Below are 22,743 nucleotides of genomic sequence, written 5' to 3'. Positions count from 1 at the left end.
AAGAGATGGTGGCTACACTGACGCCGGCGGTAAGCGTTCTGCGCTACGGAGTTTAGCGCTGCGTGCGCGCGGGTTCGCCGCCACTTCAGCCGCCGTTGGAACGATTGGGCGACGGTGCAACAACCGCAGACGCGGTTCAGGTGCGATGCGCTGTCCCCAGACATCCACCGGCGCATCATCGTCCGGGACGCCGGCCTCCCGCCGCAAAGCGCGTTTGATCAGGCGATCCTCTAGCGAGTGAAATGTCAGAACCGCCAACCTTCCGCCCGGCGCAAGAACATCCGTCGCCTCCGATATGAAGGTTTCCAACCCTTCGAGTTCCCGATTGACGGCGATACGCAACGCCTGAAACGTGCGCGTCGCCGGATCAAGCCGGTACGGCCCGCGCGTTGGGATCGCCCGCCGAACAATGTCCGCTAGCCGTCCGGTGGTGAGAATAGGCGACTGCCGCCGCGCCGCTACAATGTCGCGTGCCACCCGCCGGGCGCAGCGTTCTTCGCCCCACCGCCAAATCAGCTCAGCCAGCTTTGCTTCCTCCCAGGTGTTGACGATGTCAGCCGCCGTGAGCGACCGACTGGTGGTGTCCATCCGCATATCAAGCGGGCCGTCAGAGCGAAAACTGAAACCACGCGCCGGATTGTCGAGCTGCCACGAGGAAACCCCCAAATCCACCAAGACGCCAGCGACCTGTGTCCAGCCCAGCCGAGATAAAATCTTTTTTAGAGAGCGAAAATCGTCGTGAACAAACCGTACACGATCGCCGTACTTGGCAAGCCGTTCCGCAGCATAACGCAATGCCTCGGCGTCGCGGTCAATCGCCAAGACGTTGGCTCCGGCTGCCAACAGCGCCTCGCTGTGTCCACCCAAGCCCACCGTGCCGTCCACAAACCAGCCGCCGCGCGCCGGTTCAAGCGCCGTCAAGACTTCTTGTAACAGGACTGGAGTATGACAGGGAGGTGTGTTGGGCGTCATTGAAGGCGTTCATTTGGATGCGAATAGTAGGCAGCTGGCGCACGGTGCGTCAAGCGCAAAACCGTTTCGGGCGTTGAGACGAACTTTTTAGTCTAGAAGGGTTTAGTCTCGATAGGAGGAGATTTCAGTTGATGGTCGCCTCTGATGGAGCGGCGGCGATTCGCGCCAATCGGGCGACGACCTCAACGTGAGCCGTTTGCGGGAACAGATCAAAACCAACTAAGCCGGTCAACTGGTAGCCCTGCGCCAGCAAGAACTTTAGGTCGCGGGCGAGCGCCGCCGGATGGCAGGAGATGTATGTGATGTGTCGCGGACGAATCGCAGCAATACCCTTACGGACGGCATGGTCGAGGCCGGCGCGCGGCGGGTCTGCAACCAACCAATCAACCCGATCGGTGAACGCCGCCGCCCGCCTCTGGAGCCAGCGTCCACAATCTTCAGCGACGACCTGAACATTGGCCGCGTCGTTCCGCTCTACGTTTTCACGCGCAAAGGCGACTGCGTTAGGCGAGACTTCAACAGCAATGACTTGCCGAAACCGTCGGGCCAACGGAAGTGTAAACAGCCCGACGCCGGCGTACAGATCAAGCGCCAATCTGCCCGGCGGCATGCTGTCCGGGACGACTTCGGCGACGAGCGCCGCAACCAACTCGCAGTTGACTTGAAAAAAACACCGCGCGTCATAGGTGTAAACGAAATCGCCAATCCGGCGCGTAATCGGTCGCGTCGAGAGCGCGGCGACCGGCGCGGAAGCTGAGAGCGCGTCTCCATCGCCGACGGCGACATCCAGGGCGTTGTTCGGTGGGAGCGTTGGGTGCTGTTGGCGCAGAAGCATTGGTAGCTTGGCCAGCGGTGGCGCAAGCAACGGACATGTTTCGATCTCACACAGCTCGTTTGTGCCGGCGGCATAGAAGCCGACTCGTAAGCGGTCGCCGGCGGCGGCTAGCTTGAATTGCACACGGCCTCGGTAGCCCCATTCCGACCCCGTTCGCATTGGGATGGGGGCGTCCCAAACGATGTGCCCCAACCGGAGCAGCGCCTCGCGAATCAGAGAACGTTTAACCTCCACTTGGGCCGCATAGTGCAAGTGTTGCAACTGACAGCCGCCGCAGACGCCGTAGTGCGGGCAAGGAGCCGTACGCCGTACTGTCGCAGCTTGAATCACTTCCAGCAGCCGGCCGCGCGCAAAGGTCGGTTTTTCTTCGACAAGCTGAATGCGTACCAACTCACCCGGCGCGACATACGGCACAAAAACCGCTCGTCCGTCGGGCAGGTGAGCAAGACCGTTCCCCCCAGCGACGAGACGTTCAATCCAAAGTTCGAGGGACTCGACCATCGCGCGCCCCTGAAAAGGCTTGGGCCTGAGGTCTTTGTCCTGTGTTCTTAGTTCAGTTGTCCAGCGGCCATCTGTTCGACAAGTTGCACAAGCGTCCGCACCCCAAAGCCAGTTGGCCCCTTCGCCATGTCGGGTTTGTCGCTGTCAAGCCAAGCGACGCCGGCGATGTCAAGATGAACCCAAGGCGTGTCTTCCACAAACTCCCGCAAAAACCAAGCGGCCGTGATAGAGCCAGCGTAGCGATTGCCCAGATTCTTAATGTCGGCGATGTCGCTTTTCATCAGTTCGCCGTACTCCTCGTCCAAGGGCAACTGCCAAACTTTTTCTCCCGCCGCCGCCGCCGCCGCCTTGACGCTTTCAATCCAAGCCGGATCGGTGCCCATCAGCCCCGCCCGCTCTTGCCCCAGCGCCACCATCACTGCGCCGGTCAGCGTCGCCAGATCGACCAGATGGGTTGCGCCGCCGTCCTTGCGGGCGTAAGCCAGTGCGTCACACAGCACAAGGCGACCTTCGGCGTCCGTGTCTATCACCTCAATCGTCTTACCGCTGTAGGCGTGCAGGACATCCCCCGGCTTGTAGGACGCCGCCGACGGCATATTTTCCGCCGCCGCCACATAACCGTCCACGGCAATAGGCGGCTTGAGCCGAGCGAGCGCCTGCATAGCGCCGATAACCGCCGCGCCGCCGGACATGTCATACTTCATTTCCCACATCGCGTCGCGCGGCTTGATGCAGATTCCGCCTGTGTCAAATGTGATGCCCTTGCCGACGAAGGCGAGGCGTATATGGTCGTAGCCGCTGCTTTCCGCCGGGCGGTAGCTGAGCCGGATCAGTTGCGGCTCCTGCGCACTGCCCTGCCCGACGGCCAGCAACGCGCCCATGCCCATTTCCGCCATCTGCTCACGCCCGAAGACCGTACAGTCCAACCCCTCACGTTCGGCCATGGCCTGCGCCCGCCGCGCCATTTCGACCGGCGTTAACTTGTTGCCCGGCTCTTGCGCAAGCGTGCGGGCGAAATTGACTGCCTCGCCAAGGGTGACACCTCGCGCAACGCCCTGCCGAGTGGCCGCTTCAGCCACCGGCTCTACACACAAGAGCACACATTCGATGTTTTTAGTGTCCTCTTTCGGCTTGCGGTAAAGCGCAGGGTCGTAGAGGCCGGTCAATACGCCGTCGGCCATCGCCGCCGCCGCCTGCCCCGGATCAAAACTGCCGCGTGGGAGCAGCGCCAACGTTGTCACGTTCTTCTTGACGGCGACACGCGCCGCCTGCGCGCTGCACCGGCGCAACGTCCGCAGGTCAAAGTCGGCGACTGGCCCGGCACCAATCAGCAACAGCCGTTTGGCCTCCAATCCACCGACCACGTATAGCGTTACGGCGTCACCGATTTTCCCGCGCATCTCCGTCCCTAGCACGTTTGGCAGAAGGCCCGGCATGGATTCATGGAAAACCGCCAGTTCGGGCGTGGTCAGGGTATCTTCTTCAAACACAAACACGGCCAGCGCGTCGGCGGCCAAGGTACGCGGGTCGCGCGTCCAGATGTCAAACGTCATGCCTCAGACAAACTCCATAGGGTGTGCCTGGCGTCAAGCCGCCATGGTTTGTCTTGCATACTACTTGGCCGGTGAGCGGAAACAAGCGTAGCCTGAAGGCTTTGCCTGCATGGCGACAAAAAAGCATGGGGGCGTGCGCCCCCATGCCTGCAATTCGTGTCAACCGTGATGTTGTCGAACGGATTTTAGAACTGATTGGCCATCACTGCGCCGCTTGGCGTTGAAGAAGAGCTTTCTTTCTTCTTCTTGCGACGACGGCGTTTCTTCTTTGTTGCTTTCGTGCCGGATGAACTACCGCTGCCAGCGGCCGGCTGGTCTTGAGCATAGGCGTTTTCGATGACGCCAAAGGTGGTCACGCCCATTACGAGCGCGACGAAAAGCGCGAGCGCAATTTTCTTCATGGCGTAAGTCCTTTCGAGAAGTTAGCTTTGGTTGCTCCGTCTTCAATGATGGCGGATACCGACAAAAGGGGTAAGCAAACGCTGTGCCGCTGCTGAAAAGAGAAAGGGCGTCTTCCTGAAGATTTTCAGAGTCAGTCAGTTGTGAGGCGGCAACTGAGAGTGCGCTTTCACCGGCCACCGAATGTGAGGCAAAAATGTGAGGCATTTTGGCCGACGGTCGCTAAAACGCCCCACCTTGGTTCGGCATGCCACTGCTGCAACGGTAAAAATCCGACTTTATGGCTGAGGTTGGCGTCTTATTTCGCGCGTCCGGGACGGGCGCAGCCGTGATGATCGGTCAACCCGGCTGGCAGAGCGAAAACCAACCGATGGTAGAAGCGTCTGACTTAGAGTTGGTCGAGCGTACGCTGAGCGGAGAACACCGGGCGTTTGAACTCCTGGTTCGGCGCTGGGAACGCCCGGTGTTCAGCTTGGCCTATCGCCTGATGGGGTCGGATGAAGATGCGCGGGAGGTATGCCAAGAGACGTTTCTGGCGGCGTTTCGCAACCTGAAAACGTTTCGCGGTGAAGCCAAGTTTTCCTCGTGGCTTTATCGGATTGCGCTCAACGCCTGTCGCTCACGGCAACGGCGTCAGCCGTCCGAGAACGTCTCGCTTGACGAACACGCCGAAGCGCACGGCTTCGATCCTCCAGCAACGGCCGGCACTGTGGATGAGGCATTGCTCCGTGATGAACAAGCGCAACTCGTCCGGCGGGCGCTGGCGGCGCTTCCCCCGGAAATGCGGCAGGTCATTGTGATGAAGGAGTATGAAGGGCTGAAGTTTCACGAAATCGCTGAAGTGCTTGGGATTCCGGTGAGTACGGTCAAAACCCGGCTCTACACGGGACTCAATCTCTTGCGTCGCCGTCTGGAAGGTCTGGGCCTGCACCGTTCGTCTCACTGAGGAGGAAATCGTTTATGACCACGCATCGTTCGTCAGCCCCCGCCTGCGACCGCGGCCCGGACCTGGTGGCCTACCTTTACGGAGAAGCCACCCCCGCCGAGATCGCGGACATTGAGCGTCACCTGCAAGTTTGCGCCGTCTGTCGCACCGAATTAGAAGGCTTCAAGTCTGTCCAGGCGACGCTGCAAAGCTGGACAATGGATGCCGTCGCGCCGCGTGTGCACCTTGTCGTCAAGCCGACATTGTGGCAGGCGTGGCGTGAGTTCTTCGCCATACTCCCCCTGTGGGGTCGAATGGCGACCAGCCTGGCTGCCGCCTTTGTCGTGCTGGCGTTAGCTGGCTTTCGGGTAACAGTTGGGCCGCAAAATGTTTCTGTTTCTTTCGGCTGGTCGGGGCGCACGGAACGCACACCACAGGCGTCTAGTTCGGTGGCGGTGGACGAAGCCGCGCTGCGACGCTTGGCGGCCCAGACAGTGACGGAGGCGCTGACCGAACAAACCACCCAGCGTGAGGCTGAACTTGAAGCGCGTTTGCAGGCGACGCTTGACGCTCAACTGAAGCGGCAGCGGGCCGAACTGCTTCGATTGGTTGGGCGACTCAACCGCGAGCAACGCCTGCAATTGGCGGCGTGGCTTCAAGAAAATGAGCGGCGTTCCGGCCCGGATTTGCTTGATCTGGTCAGCGATCTGCCTGCGGCGGAAGGCGACGAATAAGCAAAGCGACGGGCGAGTTTGGGTGATGTACGATTCCGCCTGCAGAAGGAGGCCGCAGCACAGACAGTTCACTCACAGTACATCGGCAGTAACGCGCGCGCGACGCTGCCGTTCAGCCTGAGCCGCTGGCGACCAAGCCGCCACCCGGCTGTAGCGATTGGTCGCCTTGGCGAGGGTTTCGACTTGGGTCGAGCCACAGGCTGTACATGTCGTTGCGTTCCCAACGGTGACGCCGCCGCAGGCGCGGCAGACCGTAAACTCCGGCGCCGCCATCAGCCCCGTAGCTAAGCCGTCGGTACGGATGTCGGCCACCAAATCAGCAAGTTGGGTCGGCGTCGGGAGGTCGTCGCCCAGCCAGAGGTCTGTCGTGGCGTTGAGCAAGTAGCCGCGCTGAATCTGACCCTCCCACTGGGCGCGTTGACGCGGCGGGAGCGGCGCCGCCGGCGATAGTTTCGCTCCGTTGACGTAACTTTCTATCGTCGCTAGGTCGGCAAACGGACGGCCATCCACAGCGGTTTGTGGGAAAAACCGCGTGTCTAGGCGGGCAAAGCGTTCCGTCATCCCTTCAGTATGCGATTCAGCCAAGACGAAGTGGGTCTTATGGCGGGAGGTGAGGCGCGCGGCTTCGGCGGCAAGGTGAGTAACGACCTGTGCGCCGAAATCGCGCGCCACAGAAGACTCATGAAGCCGATAGCCAGTAACAGCCTGCGCCAAGTCATCAAGGCCGACCGGGCACAGCCGGTGGGTAGTTCGACTCAGCCGCAAAAAAGGTCGCCCACCGCGTCGCGCCGCCAGCAACGCCAGTGGGCCGTCTTCACCACGCGCCAGCAGTTTTTCTAGAAACACTCGCTTTTCTAGGTGCGACTGCGCAGCGATGTCCATCAACCGTGTGAGTTCCTCAAAAATCTCAACGACCTTGCCCGGACGCGCCCGATAGGCCGCACGCGGCAGGTTGATGGCGACCACTTGGAAGGCGGCGGCGCACCACTCATCCGTCGCGGCCTCGGCGAAACCTGTTTCGTAAGGTAAACCAAACCGACTGAGGAAAGCCCGTTCCGGGGTGTGGTCGAAGGCGAACCAAACATTGCCCCGTTCCAGCAGGGTACGGCAGGCCTCGGTGACAAGCGCCCGCCATTCATCGTCAGCGTCCTCAGGCGTAACGTGCAGGACTGGACGAATCCCCAACAACGGCAGTTTCTGCCCATCGCCGTCCCGGTAAGCGCTAAACAGCGCCCAGAGAAAGCGACGCGCTATGGGGGTGTAATCTGCGTAGACTTTGCCGGTGAAGCCGCCGCCGGGGCCAACGGCCGGACGCTGCGCCAGATACGGCGGCGCTTGCCAGTCAAGATGCATGACGCAGGTAGGCGTCGCGCCGCCGCGTCCAACCGCCGTCGCTGACAGCTCAAAAATCAAGGACTCGGCAATCTGGGCTAACTCTCGCTCGGTCAGACTTTCCAAGTACGGCGCTAGGCTAAAGTTGACGGCGTCCCACTCGACGGTACCGTTGACATAGCCCTGCAGAGCCGACGATGACTTGACCAAATGGGCGACCAGCACTTCTGGATGCCGCGCCGGACGAGAAACGGTAAACCGATTCGGCAGCGCAAACCCGTGCCGTTTGACGACATCCGGCGACTGGATGATGGCGTAGGGACGATCAATCGCCCCTAAGTCCTGAATAAAGATGTCGCCGACCAAATGCGCTTCAGCCACCGGCGCGGAAAACACCGACAGCAGGGCGTATTCACGCTTGACGGCGGCGGCAATTTCAAGGCTTGTCCCCTCCGGGGTCAGCGGCAAGGGCGCGGCGCGGTGGCCAGCCTGTTTGACGATGCGATCAACGTCGGTGACCGGCAGCCCTAGTCGGGCATGCGCTCGGTATTCGGTTTCCAAGCCGTACTCAATGAGCTTGGCATCTATCAGCGTTCGCAGCATGGACGAAGTTACACGGCGGAGCGCCGACCGGCGGACGACAACTTCAATATCCTGAGCTATCCGCTGGGCGAGTTCGCGCGAGACGCCGAGCTCGCGGCGCAGCGATTCCACAATGCGCTGCGCGTCAAAGCCGGCGATGCTGTCATCCGAACGGCGCACCGTGACTTCCGCCGCCTCGGCAGCGGGCGGGTCGGGCGACAACTCGACAGGCGACGTGTTGTTCATACGTCCATCCGGCTGTTCCACAGCTTGGCGGCTATGTGCAACCCCACAGCGTGGTAAACCTAACCGAAAGATTAGGACAAGACGGCGCAGCCGGCCGACAAGCAAGCTAAATCCTAGCCAGACTAGCACATTGCGCCTGTTTGCTCAAAAAAACAGCCTGTCGTCGTGTATGGTATGCGCCAGCAAGGGGCCAAGGGTAGTTACGGCGTCGTCAGTCGTCTAATCAGCGCCTTGGCGTCAGCGTCCGGCGGCAAACCCTCCAGTATGAAGACATCCGCGCCGCGTTGCTCAATGTGTACCCCTTCGCCCACGACAACCCCGGCCGCGACGCGCGCAAAGTCTTGGCGTGGGAAACGGCGCTGCGTCCGTTCTACATAGGCGTCAAAGAAGGCTTGGCTGGCGGCGACCGTGTCCCAGCGGGTGACCTGAATGAGGCAAAGTTGTCCAGTGGAGCGGTGCTCGTACAGCGCCGAGCGGTCGCCGCCCCATCCCTGCGCCGCCCGTTGCGCCCATTTTTCGTCAATAAACTCGCCGAGAATCAGCCGGTAGCCAAACTCTCCTTGGACATCGTCGGTCACAAAGCGCCAACCGTCGCCCAGTTGCGCGGCAACGTCGGTCACGGCTAGAACGATGGGATCCTCATTAGCGAAATACTTTTCCGGGTGCAGCACCTGCTCGGTGCTTTCGGGCAGGTCGGTAAAGGTTCGAGATACTCGCGCCCAGCCGCCGTTGCGCAATAACGCTTGGACGAAGTTCGCGCCGTCCGCGTAAGGAAATAGCAGCATCCGCTTGAGCGCCTTCGGGGCCGCAGCGAGCGCTGGGGTCTTCCGTGAGTCCTCGCTCAATGCGCCCACCGTCTCCAACAGTGCGCCAATCGAGAGGGGCAGTTTTTGAACGTCCATTCGCCCATCAAAGGCGTAGGCCAGCATCGCCACTGTCGCGTCCCCCTCGATAAGGGCGCGAACAGCAATGTCGCGGTCGCTGTTGCCTTTGGTCGGTTTCTCAAACCGCCGCAGGTCAAAGTGCTGATCCTGAAGCGCATGGGTTAGTTCGTGCGCGATGGCGATCCGCCGGCTGTCAGGATCGTCGGCGACAAGGCTTTCCGTAAGGACGAATTCTCCGGTCTTCGGCTGGTAGAAGCCCGCAATCTGCTCGGTCAGTAGCCGAATCATGGCTTCCCGCAGGTTGTAATCCTTCGGGATCAACCCCAGCGCGATGAGCATTTTGGTTTGCGCCGCAAACTCATCAGGCGTCTGTGAGGCTTCAAGATCCGCGATGACAAACTGCTCAACTTCTTTCCGCGAGCGGTAGCCCGCCTTGACCGGGCGTTTGATCGGAAGCTCACGCAGACGCGATACCTCGCGCAAGATGGCGTCAGTTTCAGCCAGCGCCGCCGCAACCTTGGGCGGCACAGCACGGCGTTGAGCCGGCGCTAATCCCACCAGCGCCGCTGACAGCAGCAGGACCGCCGGCCAAAGCGACCAACCTTGGGTTACAAGGCCGCCAAGCCAAGTTCTGAAAGGGGAGACGGCGACGCTCCAGCACCGGGACGCTGGTTTTGAAAAATGTTGCCTCATTGTGTGAACAAATGACATGACGGCGACGCGGTTTCTGAGGTGAGCGTTGACAGCGGCGCGAATGGGTCAGGCCGCTGGCAGCATGCCATACGCCGTCGGAATCCGCGCCTCAATTTGCGCGCCACCATCGCAGCCGCACGAAAGTTTTTTTGCCCGCCGATGCAGCGGCAAAGTACGTTTTAATACCTACGCTTTTCGCCATCTGCTCTTCTGTTGGTGAGATGCCGTGGCTGTCGCTCGGTTCCAGCAGTGCGCCATCTCCGCTATGACGCGCAGAGGCTTGGCGCACTCCAGCTCACAACCATCAGACTGGAAAGGAGTTTTTACGGCATGAACGTCTTTGCCACCCCTCACCTACGCAACGTCGCGCTCGTCGGTCACGGGCACGCCGGTAAAACCTCGCTGGCGGCCGCAATGCTGTACACTATGGGCGCGACACCGCGCCTCGGCAAAGTCGCCGACGGCACAACCGTCACTGACTTCGATGAAGTCGCCGTAGCGCATCAACTGTCAACGCATCTAAGCGTCGCGCGCGGCGTCTGGCGCAACCACAAAATCAACCTGCTCGATACGCCCGGCGCAACGGCGTTTATTCTCGATAGTCGTCCGGCGCTACGCGCCGCCGAAACGGCGCTGATCGTTATTGACGCCCATAATGGGGTTGAAATCGGCACAGAGCAAGTTCGGCAGTATGCAGCGGAATTCAATCTGCCCTGTTTTGTTTTTATCAATAAGCTCGACAAAGAGCAGACCGATGTTGACGCCTGCTTGGCCGCGCTGACTGAGCAATGCGACTTGCAGCCGATCCTGTTTCAACTGCCCATCGGTGTAGAGAAACATTTTCGCGGCGTTGTGGATGTGCTGCGCCAACGGGCGCTGCTGTACCAGCCCGACGGCAGCGGAACATTCACCGAAGACAGCATTCCAACCTCGCTGGTGGAAGTAGCAGCCAAGGCCCGCGAAACGCTCGTCGAGCGTGTCGCGGAAACCGACGACCGCCTGCTGGAAGCCTTTTTTGAGCGCGGGACGCTGACCGATGAAGAACTCTTCGCGGCGCTGCCGGCGGCGATTGCCGGGCACCGGTTGACGCCAGTGTTTGTCGGCTCGGCGACGCTCAACATCGGCGTTGCGCCGTTGCTTGACGCGCTGACGACTTTCGCGCCCGACCCAGCGCATGTCGGCGGCTGGCTTGGAATGTCGCCGCTGGACGCTGACCTTGTGTCGCCGCGTCACGTGACCGACGACGAACCCTTCGCCGCTTATGTCTTCAAAACGCTCGACGACCAATTCAACCGCATTTCGCTGTGCAAGATTGTGTCAGGCGTTCTCCGGCCGGATACGCTGGTCGTCAACGGCGGGCGCGGCACGCTGGAAAAGATCACGGCGGTGTACGCCCCGCAGGGCAAGCAGCTTGAAAAAATCCCCGAAGCCCATGCCGGCGACATCGTGGCCGTGACCAAACTCAAAGATACGCACACAGGCGATACACTCTGCGACAAGGCCGCGCCAGTGCGGTTTGCCCCAGTGACGATGCCAGAGCCGGCTATCGCCTTCGCTATCGAACCTAAGTCGCGCGCCGACGAAGACAGGCTTTCCAGCGCGATCGCCAGACTGATTGAGCAGGACGGAACGCTGCGGTACGCCCGCGATCCGCAGACCAAGGAATTCATTCTGTCAGGCTGCAATCAGCAGCACATTGAGCTGACGGTGGAGCGGCTGCACAAGCGGTACGGCGTCGCCGTCACGCTGCACGCGCCCAAGGTGGCGTATTTAGAGACGTTCAAGGGGCGGGTCGAAGTTCATGCGCGCCACAAAAAGCAGACCGGCGGTCGCGGGCAGTTCGGCGATTGCAAGTGTGTGTTTGAGGCGCTGCCACGTGGATCAGGCTTTCGCTTCATAGACAAAATTGTCGGCGGCGTCATTCCGCAGCAGTTCCGTCCGGCGGTGGAAAAAGGCATTTTGGAAGCCGCCGAACAGGGGTCGCTGGCGGGCTACCCGGTGGTGGATTTCCAAGTCGAACTGGTGGACGGCGCGTATCACACTGTGGATTCGGATGAACTGTCGTTCAAGCTGGCTGGACGCAAGGCGTTCCGGGCGGCGATGGAGAAGGTCAAACTGGTTCTGCTTGAGCCGATTATGCATGTTGAGGTCAGCGTACCAGCCGAAGCGGCCGGCGACACAATGAGCGACCTTTCCACACGTCGCGGTCGCATTCTGGGCATTAGCGCCAAAGGCAACAAGCAGGTCATTGAAGCGCATGTACCGCTGGGTGAAATGCTAAGCTACGCTACAGCGCTCAACTCGCTGACGAGCGGGCGCGGGAGTTACGCTATGCAGTTTGCGCACTACGACGAAGCGCCGCCGCAGGTTACGCAGCGCGTCGTGGCGGAGGCGCAAGCGGCTGGCCGCGTGCGCGTTCTCGAAGAGGTTTGAGGCGCGGCGCTTGTTTTGGTTCCACCGGCGTTTGTTTTGGAGGACATTGCCGGGGAAAGATGTTTCCACAAAGATAACGCCGTACCCGGTGGCGCGAGGCGGCGGCCCTATGAAGTACACGCTCGATCTAGATCAGCTGCTTGCCGAAGGCAAAATCACAACGGAAGAGTACGAGCGGCTTCGTGCGTACGCCGCCCGCGCGACGGGTTCGCTTGTTTTCAATCTGCTGATTGGGTTCAGCGTAATAGCGGTGAGCGGCGGCGCACTTGCCTTGCTGCCGAAGCCTACGACCGCGACGGCGCTTGGGTTGGTTGTGCTTGGGGGCGGACTAGGGTTGCTACTTCGTCAGGCCGAGATGTGGCGTTTGCTGGCGAACATCTGCCTACTAGTCGGCGCGCTCCTAACCGGCGGCGGCGTCATTGCGTTTGGGAACGCGCAGCCGGCGTCGTTTTGGACGGTTTTCGCCCTGTTCACCGTGACGACCGTTGTCGCGCAAAGCAGCCTGCTAGCGGTGTTGGCGACCTTGATGTTGTCGGCGTGTCTGGGGGTTGGGACAGGCTACGGACACGCCGCGTACTTTATCTTCGTCGAAAAGCCGCTCCTAACGGTCGTGGTGTTCACGCTTCTCGCCATCGCGCTGTATCAGCTTTCTAAGCGCGCGCCTTCGAACTACGAAGGGGTGACGCTCGCCGCCGCCCGGACGAGCGTACTAATCGCCAATCTTGGATTTTGGGTTGGCTCACTGTGGGGTGATTGGCTCTGGATGGAGAAGGATTTCCATCTCCATAGCCAGCCGCCTATCCCAGCCTTCGTGTTTGCGCTGGCGTGGGCCGGTGCGCTTCTGGTCGCCGCGCTTTGGGCCTGGCGACGCAACCGGCGCTGGGTCGTCAACACGGTAGCGGTGTTTGGCGGGATTCACTTTTACACGCAGTGGTTTGAGCAACTTGGAGCTTCCCCGGAAACCGTGCTGGCGGCCGGCGTTTTAGCGTTGGGTTTCACGGTCGGTCTGCGCTTTCTCAACCTTCGCATGCAAGCGTCGGCGTTGCACACCTAAGCGCACTTTTCCGAAAGAAAGTGCAAAGAAAGTGCAGCGAGTCAGCCCGCCGGTCGGCGGGCGGCAGTCGCCAGTCAAAGGCGCGCCGCGCGTCGCCATGGGTCACGACGTTTTTGAGCCGCCCAAGCCCGCAAAGCCGGCGAAGTAAGCGTCGCCGACCGCCAGCCGGGGTCACGGACGCCGTATCTCCTTGGAAAACCGCTCTAGGGGCGCTTTTCTGCAGGAGACAGAGGTTGTCACAACGGATTGTCTGGCGTCCACCAGCAGCCAAAGCAGCATCCGCCGCTATTGGGAAGCGGCGTTGTCCCGTGAGGGCGGTTGCAGAGCGTCCCTCTTGGTTATGCGTCGTCACTTTGCCTCGCCGACGCGCAAGACGGCGAGGAACGCTTCCTGCGGAATATCCACGCGCCCAACTTTCTTCATGCGCTTTTTGCCCTCTTTCTGTTTTTCGAGGAGCTTCTTCTTGCGGGTGATGTCGCCGCCGTAGCACTTGGCAAGAACATTCTTGCCCATTGCCTTGACCGTCTCACGAGCGATGACGCGATTGCCAATGGCGGCTTGGATGGGGACTTCAAAAAGCTGACGTGGGATCAGCTCCTTCATCTTTTCGACCAGCGCTCGGCCGCGAGCATAGGCGTTTTTGCGGTGGATGATGAGCGATAAGGCGTCCACTGGCTCGCCGGAAACCAGTATGTCAAGCTTGACCAGATCGGCCGGCTCGTAGCCTTTCAAGTGATAGTCCAGCGAAGCGTAGCCACGCGAAACCGATTTCAAACGGTCGAAGAAATCCAACACGACTTCCAAAAGCGGTAGGTCGTAGGTCAGCATGACGCGCTTTTCGCCGATATAGTCAAAACCCCGCTGGACGCCACGTTTCTCATCGAGCAAAGCCAGAATCGGCCCAAGATAGTCGTCCTGCGTCATGATGGTGGCGCGGATGATGGGTTCTTCAATGCGCTCGATTTTGACCGGATCAGGGAGTTTCGAGGGACTATCAATAGTCACCTTCTCGCCGTTGGTGAGGTAAACGTCAAAGCGTACGCTGGGAGCGGTAACGATGAGGTCTAACCCGAACTCGCGTTCCAGTCGCTCCTGAACAATTTCCATGTGCAGCAGCCCAAGGAAGCCACAGCGGAAACCAAAGCCGAGCGCAGCGGAGTGTTCAGGTTCGTAAAGGAATGACGAATCATTGAGACGCAGCTTTTCAAGCGCATCGCGGAGTGCCTCGTACTGGTCGCTTTCGACCGGGTACAACCCAGCGAAGACCATCGGCTTGACTTCCTGAAAGCCGGGCAGCGGCTCGGCGGCGGGACGGGCGGCGTCCGTCACCGTGTCGCCAATGCGTACGTCGGCGACGGTCTTGATATTCGAGAAAAAGAAACCAACTTCGCCGGCGCCGAGTTCAGCGATTTCGCGCATTTTGGGCGTCATGACGCCGACGCCTTCCACTTCGTAGTCGCGTCCGGTCGCCATGAAGCGGATTTTCATTCCTGGACGGAGAACGCCGTCCACGACGCGCACGAGGACAATAACGCCTTTGTAGTTGTCAAACCACGAATCAAAAATCAGCGCCTTGAGCGGTTGGTTGCGGTCGCCTCGGGGCGGCGGAATGACCTCAATGATACGCTCCAGCACTTCGTCCGTGCCGACGCCGGTTTTGGCGCTGGTTAGAACGGCCCGGCTTGAGTCGAGGCCGATGACCTGCTCAATTTGGGCAAGTACGCGCTCTGGCTCCGCCGACGGCAAATCAATCTTGTTGATGACTGGAAACATTTCGAGATTGTTTTCGAGCGCGAGGTAGGCGTTGGCTAGCGTCTGGGCTTCAACGCCTTGCGTAGCGTCCACGACGATGAGTGCGCCTTCGCAGGCGGCGAGCGACCGGGAAACTTCGTAGGAGAAGTCCACATGTCCGGGCGTGTCAATTAGGTTGAGGACGTAGTCCTCGCCGTTCCGGGCGCGGTAGTTGAGGCGGACGGCATGGGCTTTGATGGTGATGCCGCGCTCGCGCTCAAGGTCCATGGCGTCAAGCACTTGGTCGGCCATTTCGCGCTGAGTGAGCGCACCGGTGCGTTCAAGCAAACGGTCGGCCAGAGTGGACTTACCGTGGTCAATGTGGGCGATGATGGAAAAGTTCCGGATGTGCTGGGTGTCCATGAAACACGGCCGCTGACACAGAATCGGGAGTCAGCGGCAACCATAGCACGCGCGCGCACCGTGTTTCACGAAGCTGCGCCAGTCGTGCGCTCACAAGCGGCTCATGTGGAATCCTCATCCAAGGCGCTTCTCTCAGCGCGGCGACACAGACTCGTTCAACTTCGGCCTAGAAAAGCTGACGCCTTGGCGCTGACGCCACCCGATGGGGAACGATACCCGACGGCTAACGCCGTGCGGCGCTTTCTCGTAAGGGGATATGCTACTTGCAGCTCAATAGCGCCGCCCTACGCTTTCCTGTTGGGTGGCGCACCCAACCCGTCTAACGTTGGACAGAATCAAGCCGCGCGAGTGGGGGGCGGTGGTTGGGGTGAACGGCGAGGATTTTCCCGCTGTGGCCGGCCACCGGATCACTCGTTGGCGCAGTGGGCAGGGCACCTACGCTCCGCGCGGCCTACTCTGGTCAGCATCGGCCGGAGTTGCCGCTAGCCGGACAATGTGGAGTCCCTTGCACTGCTTCACAAAAGGGCAATTTCGAAAAGGCAACTTCTGAGCTGCGCCTCGAACGTCATACAGCGGCTGCGTCCTTGCAGAAGGCGACTAACCTGTGGATGAGACGACCACGCCGCCGTTGATGCGCTCCCTGTCTTCGGGCGGCGAAGAACATCACTGCTGTGGATAGACGACTCGAATCGTCCGCACCTCAATCCTTTCGGCGGGTTTGTCGTCGGTACCGGGCATAATCGGCGTCTGGGCGATTTTGTCCACAACATCCATCCCCTCGACGACGCGCCCAAACGCCGTGTACTTGCCATCCAGCGACGGAGCACGACGCAGACAAATGAAGTAATGCGTCGTCGCACTGTCAGGGTCGCTGCCGTGCGCCATCGAAAGAATTCCTCTATCGTGCGGCGTATCGTTGAATTCGGCTTTGAGCGGCCCAGTGTCAAACCGAATTTTGCGGTTAGGGCTATCCGCCGGCCACTTAGCGGGATCGCCGCCCTGAATGACAAAGTCCTTCACGATGCGATTGAACTCCGTCCCATCGTAGTAGCCTTGCTCCGCCAAGCGCAGGAAGTTCCGGACGTGGTTCGGGGCAACTTCCGGGAAAAACTCCAGCACGATGTTCCCGGCCGCTGACTCAATCACAGCGCGTACCCTTTTGAGTTCCTCCACCGAGAGCGTCGCCGCCCGGCTTGGCTTCGGCGTCAGTGGTTGAGGCGGCTTCGGCGGCGTGGTTGGGCGTGTTGCAGTCGGACGCGCCGGCCGGCGCTGTTGCGCCGTCACCGGCAAACTAAGCAGCGCAACAGCCGTCAAGACGGCCGAAAGCAGCCAAACGCGCATGGTTGAACCTCCCTGAACACGACAAGTTATGCAGTATGACCGCAAGCCAAACGTTATTCGTCAGGTGCGCCTGCGTCGAGACGGTCGCCGACTTGCGCCCTTGCGCCGCCCACCGTCTGGAATGGTAGCGTTATGGCTTAGAGATTGCCCACACCACCTAAGCTTATGTTCCACTCGTTACGAGAAAAAGTACGCGCCGCCGTCAAGGCGGCGGCTGAGCGGCGATTTGGTGTCGTTTTACCGGATGCGGCAGTGGAGTTTCCGCCTAGCGTTCTGATGGGCGATTTGGCGACACCGGCGGCGTTTGAAATCGCCAAGCGTCTCAAAGCGGCGACGGGCGAAAAGCGCCCGCCGCGCGACATCGCGGCGGCGCTGGCTGAAGAACTGCGCGCCAAATTGACGAGCTTCGACCGGATTGAAGTCGCCGGCGCCGGTTACGTGAACTTATTTCTGCGGCGGGCAGAGACGCTGCTCGCGGCGCTTGAGTCGCCGGCGGCGCAACCGACGCCGCGCTTCGGCGGCAAAATCATTGTTGAGCACACCAGCGTCAATCCCAACAAAGCCGCCCACATTGGCCACCTTCGCAACGCCGTTCTAGGCGACGCGCTGGTGCGGATTTTGCGCGCCGTCGGTGAGACGGTTGAAGTACACAACTACATTGATGACACGGGCGTTCAGGTGGCGGACGTTGTCGTCGGGTTTATGCACATGGAAGGCAAGTCGCTGGCTGAGGTCGAAGCCATAACCGACAAGTTTGACGATGTGTGCTGGGACCTCTACGCGCGCGTCGGGGCGTGGTACGCCGAGGATGAAACGCGCCTGCGCTTCCGGGCGGAGGTCCTGCACGCCATCGAGCGACATGAGGGAGCGGCGGCGGCGCTGGCGGAACACATCGCCGAACGTATTGTGCGATGTCACCTTGCCACCATGCAGCGGCTGGGCGTTCAGTATGATGTGTTGCCCTGTGAAAGCGCCATTCTACGCCTGAACTTCTGGGCGGACGCCTTCGAGCAGCTCAAAGCGGCTGGCGCTATCGTCTATGAAACCGAAGGCCGGCGAGCCGGCTGCTGGGTGATGCGCGCCGATCAGGACACCGCCGCCGTGGCCGACGACGAACATGACGCCGACAAAATCCTTGTTCGCTCAAATGGCACGGTGAACTATACCGGTAAAGACATTGCCTATCACCTCTGGAAGCTTGGTCTGCTCAACCGTGATTTTCACTATCGGGCGTTTTATCACTATCCTGATGGGCATACCGTCTGGATGGGTGGCGCGGCTGCGTCCAAGGCTGAATCCCCTCCTACGGCGTTTGGTCACGGCGTCGCCTACTTGAACGTCATTGACGTTGGTCAGAGTTACGCCCAAGCGTTCGTCAAACGTGGGGTTTTAGCCGTCGCGCCGCCGAACGTACAAAGCCGTATCGCCGCCAGCGCGCATGTCGCTTATGAAAAAGTGGCCTTGACGCCGGCCAGTTGTCTTGAGCTTGGCTTTACCCTCTCTGATGAGGACCGACGGCGGCCTTTCATCTCAATGAGCGGTCGCAAGGGATTGGGCGTCAGGGCCGATGATCTACTCGACCGTTTAGAAAGTAAGGCGCTGGCGCATGTCCAAGCGCATCAGTCGGCGTTGTCTGAAGCCGAACAACGGGCGATTGCCCACAAGATCGCCGTGGCGGCCGCTCGGTATTTCCTGCTGAAGTTTGCACGGACAACGCTCATCGCCTTTGATTTCACCGATGCAATGGCTGAGCAAGGTGAAACCGGCGTGTACTTGGTGTACTCACTGGTGCGTGTGGCGGGCATTCGCCGTAAACTCCGCGAAGCCGGTCTGGATTGTGCCGCGCCGGCCGCCGTTCTGCGCGACCACCTGCGCCGCCTCGACGACTGGCTTCGGGACGAAGGCCAAAGCCCGAACGAATTCTGGACGTTGGCGACGCTGGCATTGCGCTACGACGTTGCCCTTGCAGAGGCCGCCGAAACGCTGGAGCCATCCGTTGTGGCGAAGTATGCTTTCCAACTCGCGCAAGCGTTTAGCGCGTTTTATAATCGGCATAACATCCGACACGAATCCAACGATGTCCGGCGGGCGTTTCTGCTTGCGTTGGTGAGTTTGGTCGAAACCCGGCTCCGCGCGGCGCTGAACGTCCTTGGAATTGACGCGCCGGAGCGCATGTAGGGCGTGCTGTAGTCCTGCGCCGCCGCCGATATAAGCGCCATGACGACGTTGTTGTCGCCGCCAACCCTCAATGTGCCGCAGTACTGGCTTGCCCCCGTACCGGATACGGCCGACGGCTACCGGCCGGCGTGGTTGGTCGAATGCAGCCTGAAGTTTCACAGCCTACGGGCGCGGCTCAAACACACGGAAGAGCGACGGTTTCTAGCCTGGGTTCCGCGCGGTGAGGGTAGCCCTGACTGGGAGCATCCGCCGCTTGACCCCTCCGGTTTGACGGAGGATCGGCTGTGGAAGTCGCCGCCGCGTGAACTCCCTTACCAGTTGCACGGATGCTTGTTGGATGACGCGGCATTATCGGGCCACGTAGAAGAACTCGTGGATTGGCTGGCGCGACGTGAGAAGCTCCGGCTGTGGTTTAACCGGCAGTTTGACGCCTTTTCCGAAGTTGGGGAAACGCGGGAAAGCTTCATCAGGCGACTGGCCGAGTCGGCCGCCGACACGATTGAAGATGAACTGACGGCGCTAACGGCGCGCGTCAACCTCAAGCTATTGCAAGTACAAGCGGCGGCCGAGCGAAAGGGACTTGCCAGAAATCTCCCGGAAGCCAAACTCAATGAAATTGTGAATAACCGACGGCAGGAATTTTTTTCTTCGGTGAATCGTCTTGAGGCGCTCTTTTCGAGCGGCGAGCGATTGGTTGTCACTGCCGAAGACAACCAGCCGTTGAGCCAGGTGGTGAGTGACCCAGACCTTCACGAAACGCTGCTACACATCGAAGCGGATGTTCGTCGGCAGTTAAACGCCTTATGCACTCGTTGCCTTGAAGCTGCGTCGGCCTGTGATTCATTTGAGGTTGGTCTTCAACCAAGCCAGATTACTATTCCAAGGAAGGGAGTTCTTTGGCTGCCTGAGTCGGCGTCAAATAAAGCCTTGGGGTGATTTGCGGCCTGTCAAGGATTGGACTTTCCGGCAACGTGCACAAATGCTCTAGTTTCAAGGCCCGCCGCTCGCACTCTCTCACCTGCAGCTGCGTTTCAGCCGCTTCCGCACGAATACGTCCCACTTCCGCCGCTGCTGGCGCAAACTGACCCGCCGCGTACACAACCGCAACCACCGCTCGCCACCCTGTGAGACTCCCCTTCCACTTGCCCAACCAGCCGCAAGCTGCTCACGCCGCGGCCTCTTGCCCGTCTCGTTCCACCGCCTCAATACCGCCCACGCCAGCGCCGCCCAGACAATCGTCGAGGCAGGTTTTGCAGGCGATCCAGACGCTTTCCAAGGGAACGCCATCTGTAGTGGGAATGCTGGCTCCAGCAAGAGAGGTCGAGCGCCAACACTTCGGCAAAAGTCAGGACTGTCCGGCGCGCCACCAACCGATGCGACGGCGGCAAGCTCGGCTTAGGTCGTTACTGGAGTCCCTTCTTCCAACCGCGCCGTGATCAACGCCCTCCGGGAACAGGTCACTGAAGTTCAATGATGCAATCCGGAAGAGCCGCTTGCAAAGCCTCAAGTAGCTCTGGTGAAGGGCGTACGTCAAAGGCGCGATGTGCGCGAAGTGTAGCTTCCATGCCGGAAGGCAAACGCACAATAAACATGAGGGGGCGCTCCCCACGATGCTGGTCAATGACCTCGCAAAGTTTTTCAACTCGCGCCGTGTCGAGCGCCGTCGCTGGCAGGCGAATCGTCACACTTCGTGCCTGACGTTCGCGCAGGCCTTCGAGCGGTTCGGCTGCTTCGGCGATAAGCCGTGTCGGTACGCCGTCTTCAAGTTCCAAGCGACCGGTGACAAGAATCGCTGCGTCGTCTTGTACCTTGTCGCCAAGTCGTCTGAACGTTTCCGGCCACGCAATGACTTCAATCCCGCCGGTTTCATCTTCAAGGCTGAAAACAGCAAAGCGTTCGCCCTTTTTTGTATTCTTCACCGTAAAGTTGCTGACGATGCCGCCGACACGCACCTCATCGCCGGAGTTCTGCTCTGCAAGTTGCGCACAGGAAAGGCTTTTGAGGCTTTTCAAGGTTTCACGGAACGCAGCCAACGGATGCCCAGTAAGGTAAAACCCTAACGTCGCCTTTTCACCAGCAAGGCTTTCTTTAGGTGTCCAGTCAGGAACATTCGGCAGCGCCGTCTCCAGCGCCTGGGCTGTGTCACCAGTGAGTCCATCAAACAGCGAGACTTGACCGGCGGCTGCATCCCGGTGCGCCCGTGCGCCATGTTCAAGTGCGGCGTCAATGGCAGCGAACTTCTGGGCGCGCGTGCCCGGAAGACCGTCAAACGCGCCAGACCTCACAAGGCTTTCCAAGACACGCCGATTGAGAGCTTTGGGGTCAACCCGCTCAGTGAAATGAAAGAGCGACCTGAACGGTCCTTGTTGTTCACGGGCATCAAGGATGGCGTCCACTGTCGCTTCGCCAAGTCCCTTGATGGCCATCAATCCAAAGCGAATTTTGCCTTCCGTCACCGTAAAGCCATGCTGGCTGACGTTGACATCGGGCGGCAAAATCTCAACGCCTTGTGCGCGTGCACTCTCAAGGTAGCGCGCCACCTTGTCGCTGTCGCTGAGTTCATTCGTCAGGACAGCGGCCCAAAAGTGCGCCGGGTAATGCGCTTTGAGGTACGCCGTCCGGTAGGCAAGGATGCCGTAGCAGACCGAGTGACTATTCGCCGTCAGGACGCCGTTGACGAAATAGTTGTGGTGCGGCGCACGCATCGTCAGATTGTAGGTCGGCGCTGCACCGACCGGCGTCACACGAACAATCTTGAGTTCACGTAGCGACATCAGCGAAGCAGCAAACGGTCACAATAAGCAACAAACAGAAGGACGTTGCCAATGCGACTGGAGCATAAGCAACGTCCGAGTTGAAAGTCCATCGCCGGGCGAAGTTTTGTCCCGTGCGCTCGGCGAATCCTACCAACCGCGCGCTGCCAAGACCTGTTCGGCTGGAAGCGTCTCAATCGCCAGCCCGCGCATAGGCTGGCCGTCTTCGATTTCCTCGCAGGCCTCCAGTACTTTGGCCGGGTCTTGGTAAAATGTCACGGCTTTGACGATGGCGCGGGCGAAACGCGCCGGATCATCGGACTTGAAGATGCCAGAGCCGACAAACACCGTTTCCGCCCCCAGTTGCATACACAGCGCAGCGTCAGCTGGGGTCGCCACACCACCGGCGGCGAAAAGCGGTACGGGCAGCTTGCCGTGCTGCGCCACATAGCGCACCAGCTCATACGGCGCTTGTAGGCGCTTGGCTTCCGCCATCAACTCATCTTCGTCAAGAACCGTCAGCAACCGAATGTCGCGCCGGATTTCGCGCAAATGCCGCACCGCCTCAATGATGTTGCCAGTCCCGGCCTCGCCCTTACTCCGAATCATCGCCGCGCCTTCTCCAATTCGCCGCAGCGCCTCGCCGAGATTCGTCGCGCCGCAGACAAACGGGACACGGAAGGCGAATTTGTTGATATGGTGGTAGGGGTCGGCCGGCGTCAGCACCTCCGACTCATCAATAAAATCCACACCAAGGGCTTCAAGCACCTGTGCTTCGGCCGTATGGCCAATGCGCACCTTGGCCATCACCGGAATCGAGACGGCTTCCATGATTTGGCGAATCAGGCGTGGATTCGACATGCGCGCCACACCGCCGTCCCGCCGAATGTCGGCCGGCACGCGCTCCAAGGCCATCACGGCTACCGCCCCGGCTTCTTCGGCAATGCGGGCTTGCTCGACGTTGACGACATCCATAATGACGCCGCCTTTGAGCATCTCCGCCAAGCCGGTCTTGAGTCGCATTTGCTGCTGAGTGTCGTCCATCAGGCAAACTTCCTCCAAAAAACGCTGACAATCAGGACTTTCCATCGTCGCGGCGACACGTCGGCGGTTTCCAACGGTCGTCCGTACAAAGCCGGCGCAGGGGGATGCGCTGCAAACTTTCACGGTATAC

Annotated in this window: 16 protein-coding genes; 6 read left to right on the top strand and 10 right to left on the bottom strand. The window is 60.3% G+C overall.

Going from position 1 to position 22,743, the window contains the following annotated elements; all coding sequences use genetic code 11:
• Positions 1-12: 12 nt before the first annotated feature.
• The 4 genes from rsmH to NZ585_01555 all read right to left on the bottom strand — a co-directional run bounded on the left by rsmH (position 13) and on the right by NZ585_01555 (position 4,262).
• Complete coding sequence (gene rsmH / locus NZ585_01570) at positions 13-972, bottom strand: 16S rRNA (cytosine(1402)-N(4))-methyltransferase RsmH (protein MCS7078726.1); 960 nt, start codon at positions 970-972, stop codon at positions 13-15.
• Between the two features lie 124 nt (positions 973-1,096).
• Entirely contained in the window at positions 1,097-2,308 is a 1,212-nt protein-coding gene (locus NZ585_01565; protein MCS7078725.1) for a class I SAM-dependent RNA methyltransferase, read from the bottom strand.
• A gap of 47 nt (positions 2,309-2,355) precedes the next feature.
• Positions 2,356-3,861, bottom strand: coding sequence for a leucyl aminopeptidase (locus NZ585_01560; protein MCS7078724.1), 1,506 nt, complete (start codon positions 3,859-3,861; stop codon positions 2,356-2,358).
• A 185-nt stretch (positions 3,862-4,046) separates the two neighbouring features.
• Positions 4,047-4,262, bottom strand: a complete 216-nt coding sequence (locus NZ585_01555) for a hypothetical protein (GenBank protein MCS7078723.1) — start codon at positions 4,260-4,262, stop codon at positions 4,047-4,049.
• Between the two features lie 278 nt (positions 4,263-4,540).
• On the opposite strand from NZ585_01555, the gene NZ585_01550 reads away from it, so the two are divergent.
• Positions 4,541-5,206, top strand: a complete 666-nt coding sequence (locus tag NZ585_01550) for a sigma-70 family RNA polymerase sigma factor (GenBank protein MCS7078722.1) — start codon at positions 4,541-4,543, stop codon at positions 5,204-5,206.
• A gap of 14 nt (positions 5,207-5,220) precedes the next feature.
• Entirely contained in the window at positions 5,221-5,919 is a 699-nt protein-coding gene (locus NZ585_01545) for a zf-HC2 domain-containing protein (GenBank protein ID MCS7078721.1), read from the top strand.
• A gap of 72 nt (positions 5,920-5,991) precedes the next feature.
• On the opposite strand, the gene NZ585_01540 is transcribed toward NZ585_01545, so the two are convergent.
• Both NZ585_01540 and NZ585_01535 read right to left on the bottom strand, forming a co-directional pair.
• Positions 5,992-8,079 (bottom strand): hypothetical protein, encoded by a 2,088-nt coding sequence (locus NZ585_01540; protein MCS7078720.1) that lies wholly within the window; start codon positions 8,077-8,079, stop codon positions 5,992-5,994.
• A 200-nt stretch (positions 8,080-8,279) separates the two neighbouring features.
• Positions 8,280-9,491: a hypothetical protein gene (locus NZ585_01535; GenBank protein MCS7078719.1), complete on the bottom strand. Its 1,212-nt coding sequence runs from the start codon at positions 9,489-9,491 to the stop codon at positions 8,280-8,282.
• 495 nt (positions 9,492-9,986) lie between these two features.
• On the opposite strand from NZ585_01535, the gene NZ585_01530 reads away from it, so the two are divergent.
• Both NZ585_01530 and NZ585_01525 read left to right on the top strand, forming a co-directional pair.
• Positions 9,987-12,089 (top strand): elongation factor G, encoded by a 2,103-nt coding sequence (locus NZ585_01530; protein ID MCS7078718.1) that lies wholly within the window; start codon positions 9,987-9,989, stop codon positions 12,087-12,089.
• A gap of 109 nt (positions 12,090-12,198) precedes the next feature.
• A complete protein-coding gene (locus NZ585_01525; protein MCS7078717.1) occupies positions 12,199-13,143 on the top strand; it encodes a hypothetical protein in 945 nt (314 codons plus the stop codon).
• 348 nt (positions 13,144-13,491) lie between these two features.
• On the opposite strand, the gene lepA is transcribed toward NZ585_01525, so the two are convergent.
• Both lepA and NZ585_01515 read right to left on the bottom strand, forming a co-directional pair.
• Positions 13,492-15,297, bottom strand: a complete 1,806-nt coding sequence (gene lepA / locus NZ585_01520) for a translation elongation factor 4 (GenBank protein ID MCS7078716.1) — start codon at positions 15,295-15,297, stop codon at positions 13,492-13,494.
• A gap of 663 nt (positions 15,298-15,960) precedes the next feature.
• Positions 15,961-16,638, bottom strand: coding sequence for a peptidylprolyl isomerase (locus tag NZ585_01515; GenBank protein ID MCS7078715.1), 678 nt, complete (start codon positions 16,636-16,638; stop codon positions 15,961-15,963).
• Positions 16,639-16,803: 165 nt separating this feature from the next.
• Between NZ585_01515 and argS the strand changes: the two genes are divergently transcribed.
• The gene (argS, locus tag NZ585_01510) at positions 16,804-18,816 is read left to right on the top strand and encodes an arginine--tRNA ligase (GenBank protein MCS7078714.1); all 2,013 of its coding nucleotides are present in this window, start codon (positions 16,804-16,806) and stop codon (positions 18,814-18,816) included.
• Positions 18,817-18,855: 39 nt separating this feature from the next.
• On the top strand, positions 18,856-19,752 hold the full coding sequence (locus NZ585_01505; GenBank protein ID MCS7078713.1) for a hypothetical protein: 897 nt from the start codon (positions 18,856-18,858) through the stop codon (positions 19,750-19,752).
• Between the two features lie 521 nt (positions 19,753-20,273).
• Here the strand turns inward: NZ585_01505 and NZ585_01500 are convergent.
• The gene (locus NZ585_01500; protein ID MCS7078712.1) at positions 20,274-21,590 is read right to left on the bottom strand and encodes an OB-fold nucleic acid binding domain-containing protein; all 1,317 of its coding nucleotides are present in this window, start codon (positions 21,588-21,590) and stop codon (positions 20,274-20,276) included.
• Positions 21,591-21,719: 129 nt separating this feature from the next.
• A complete protein-coding gene (gene pdxS, locus NZ585_01495; GenBank protein ID MCS7078711.1) occupies positions 21,720-22,613 on the bottom strand; it encodes a pyridoxal 5'-phosphate synthase lyase subunit PdxS in 894 nt (297 codons plus the stop codon).
• Positions 22,614-22,743 lie beyond the last annotated feature (130 nt).

The sequence above is a fragment of the Chloracidobacterium sp. genome (genome assembly GCA_025057975.1).
GTDB lineage: Bacteria > Acidobacteriota > Blastocatellia > Chloracidobacteriales > Chloracidobacteriaceae > Chloracidobacterium.
Note: the sequence above shows the minus strand (reverse complement) of the source record. Positions and strands in the feature narration are given on the sequence as shown.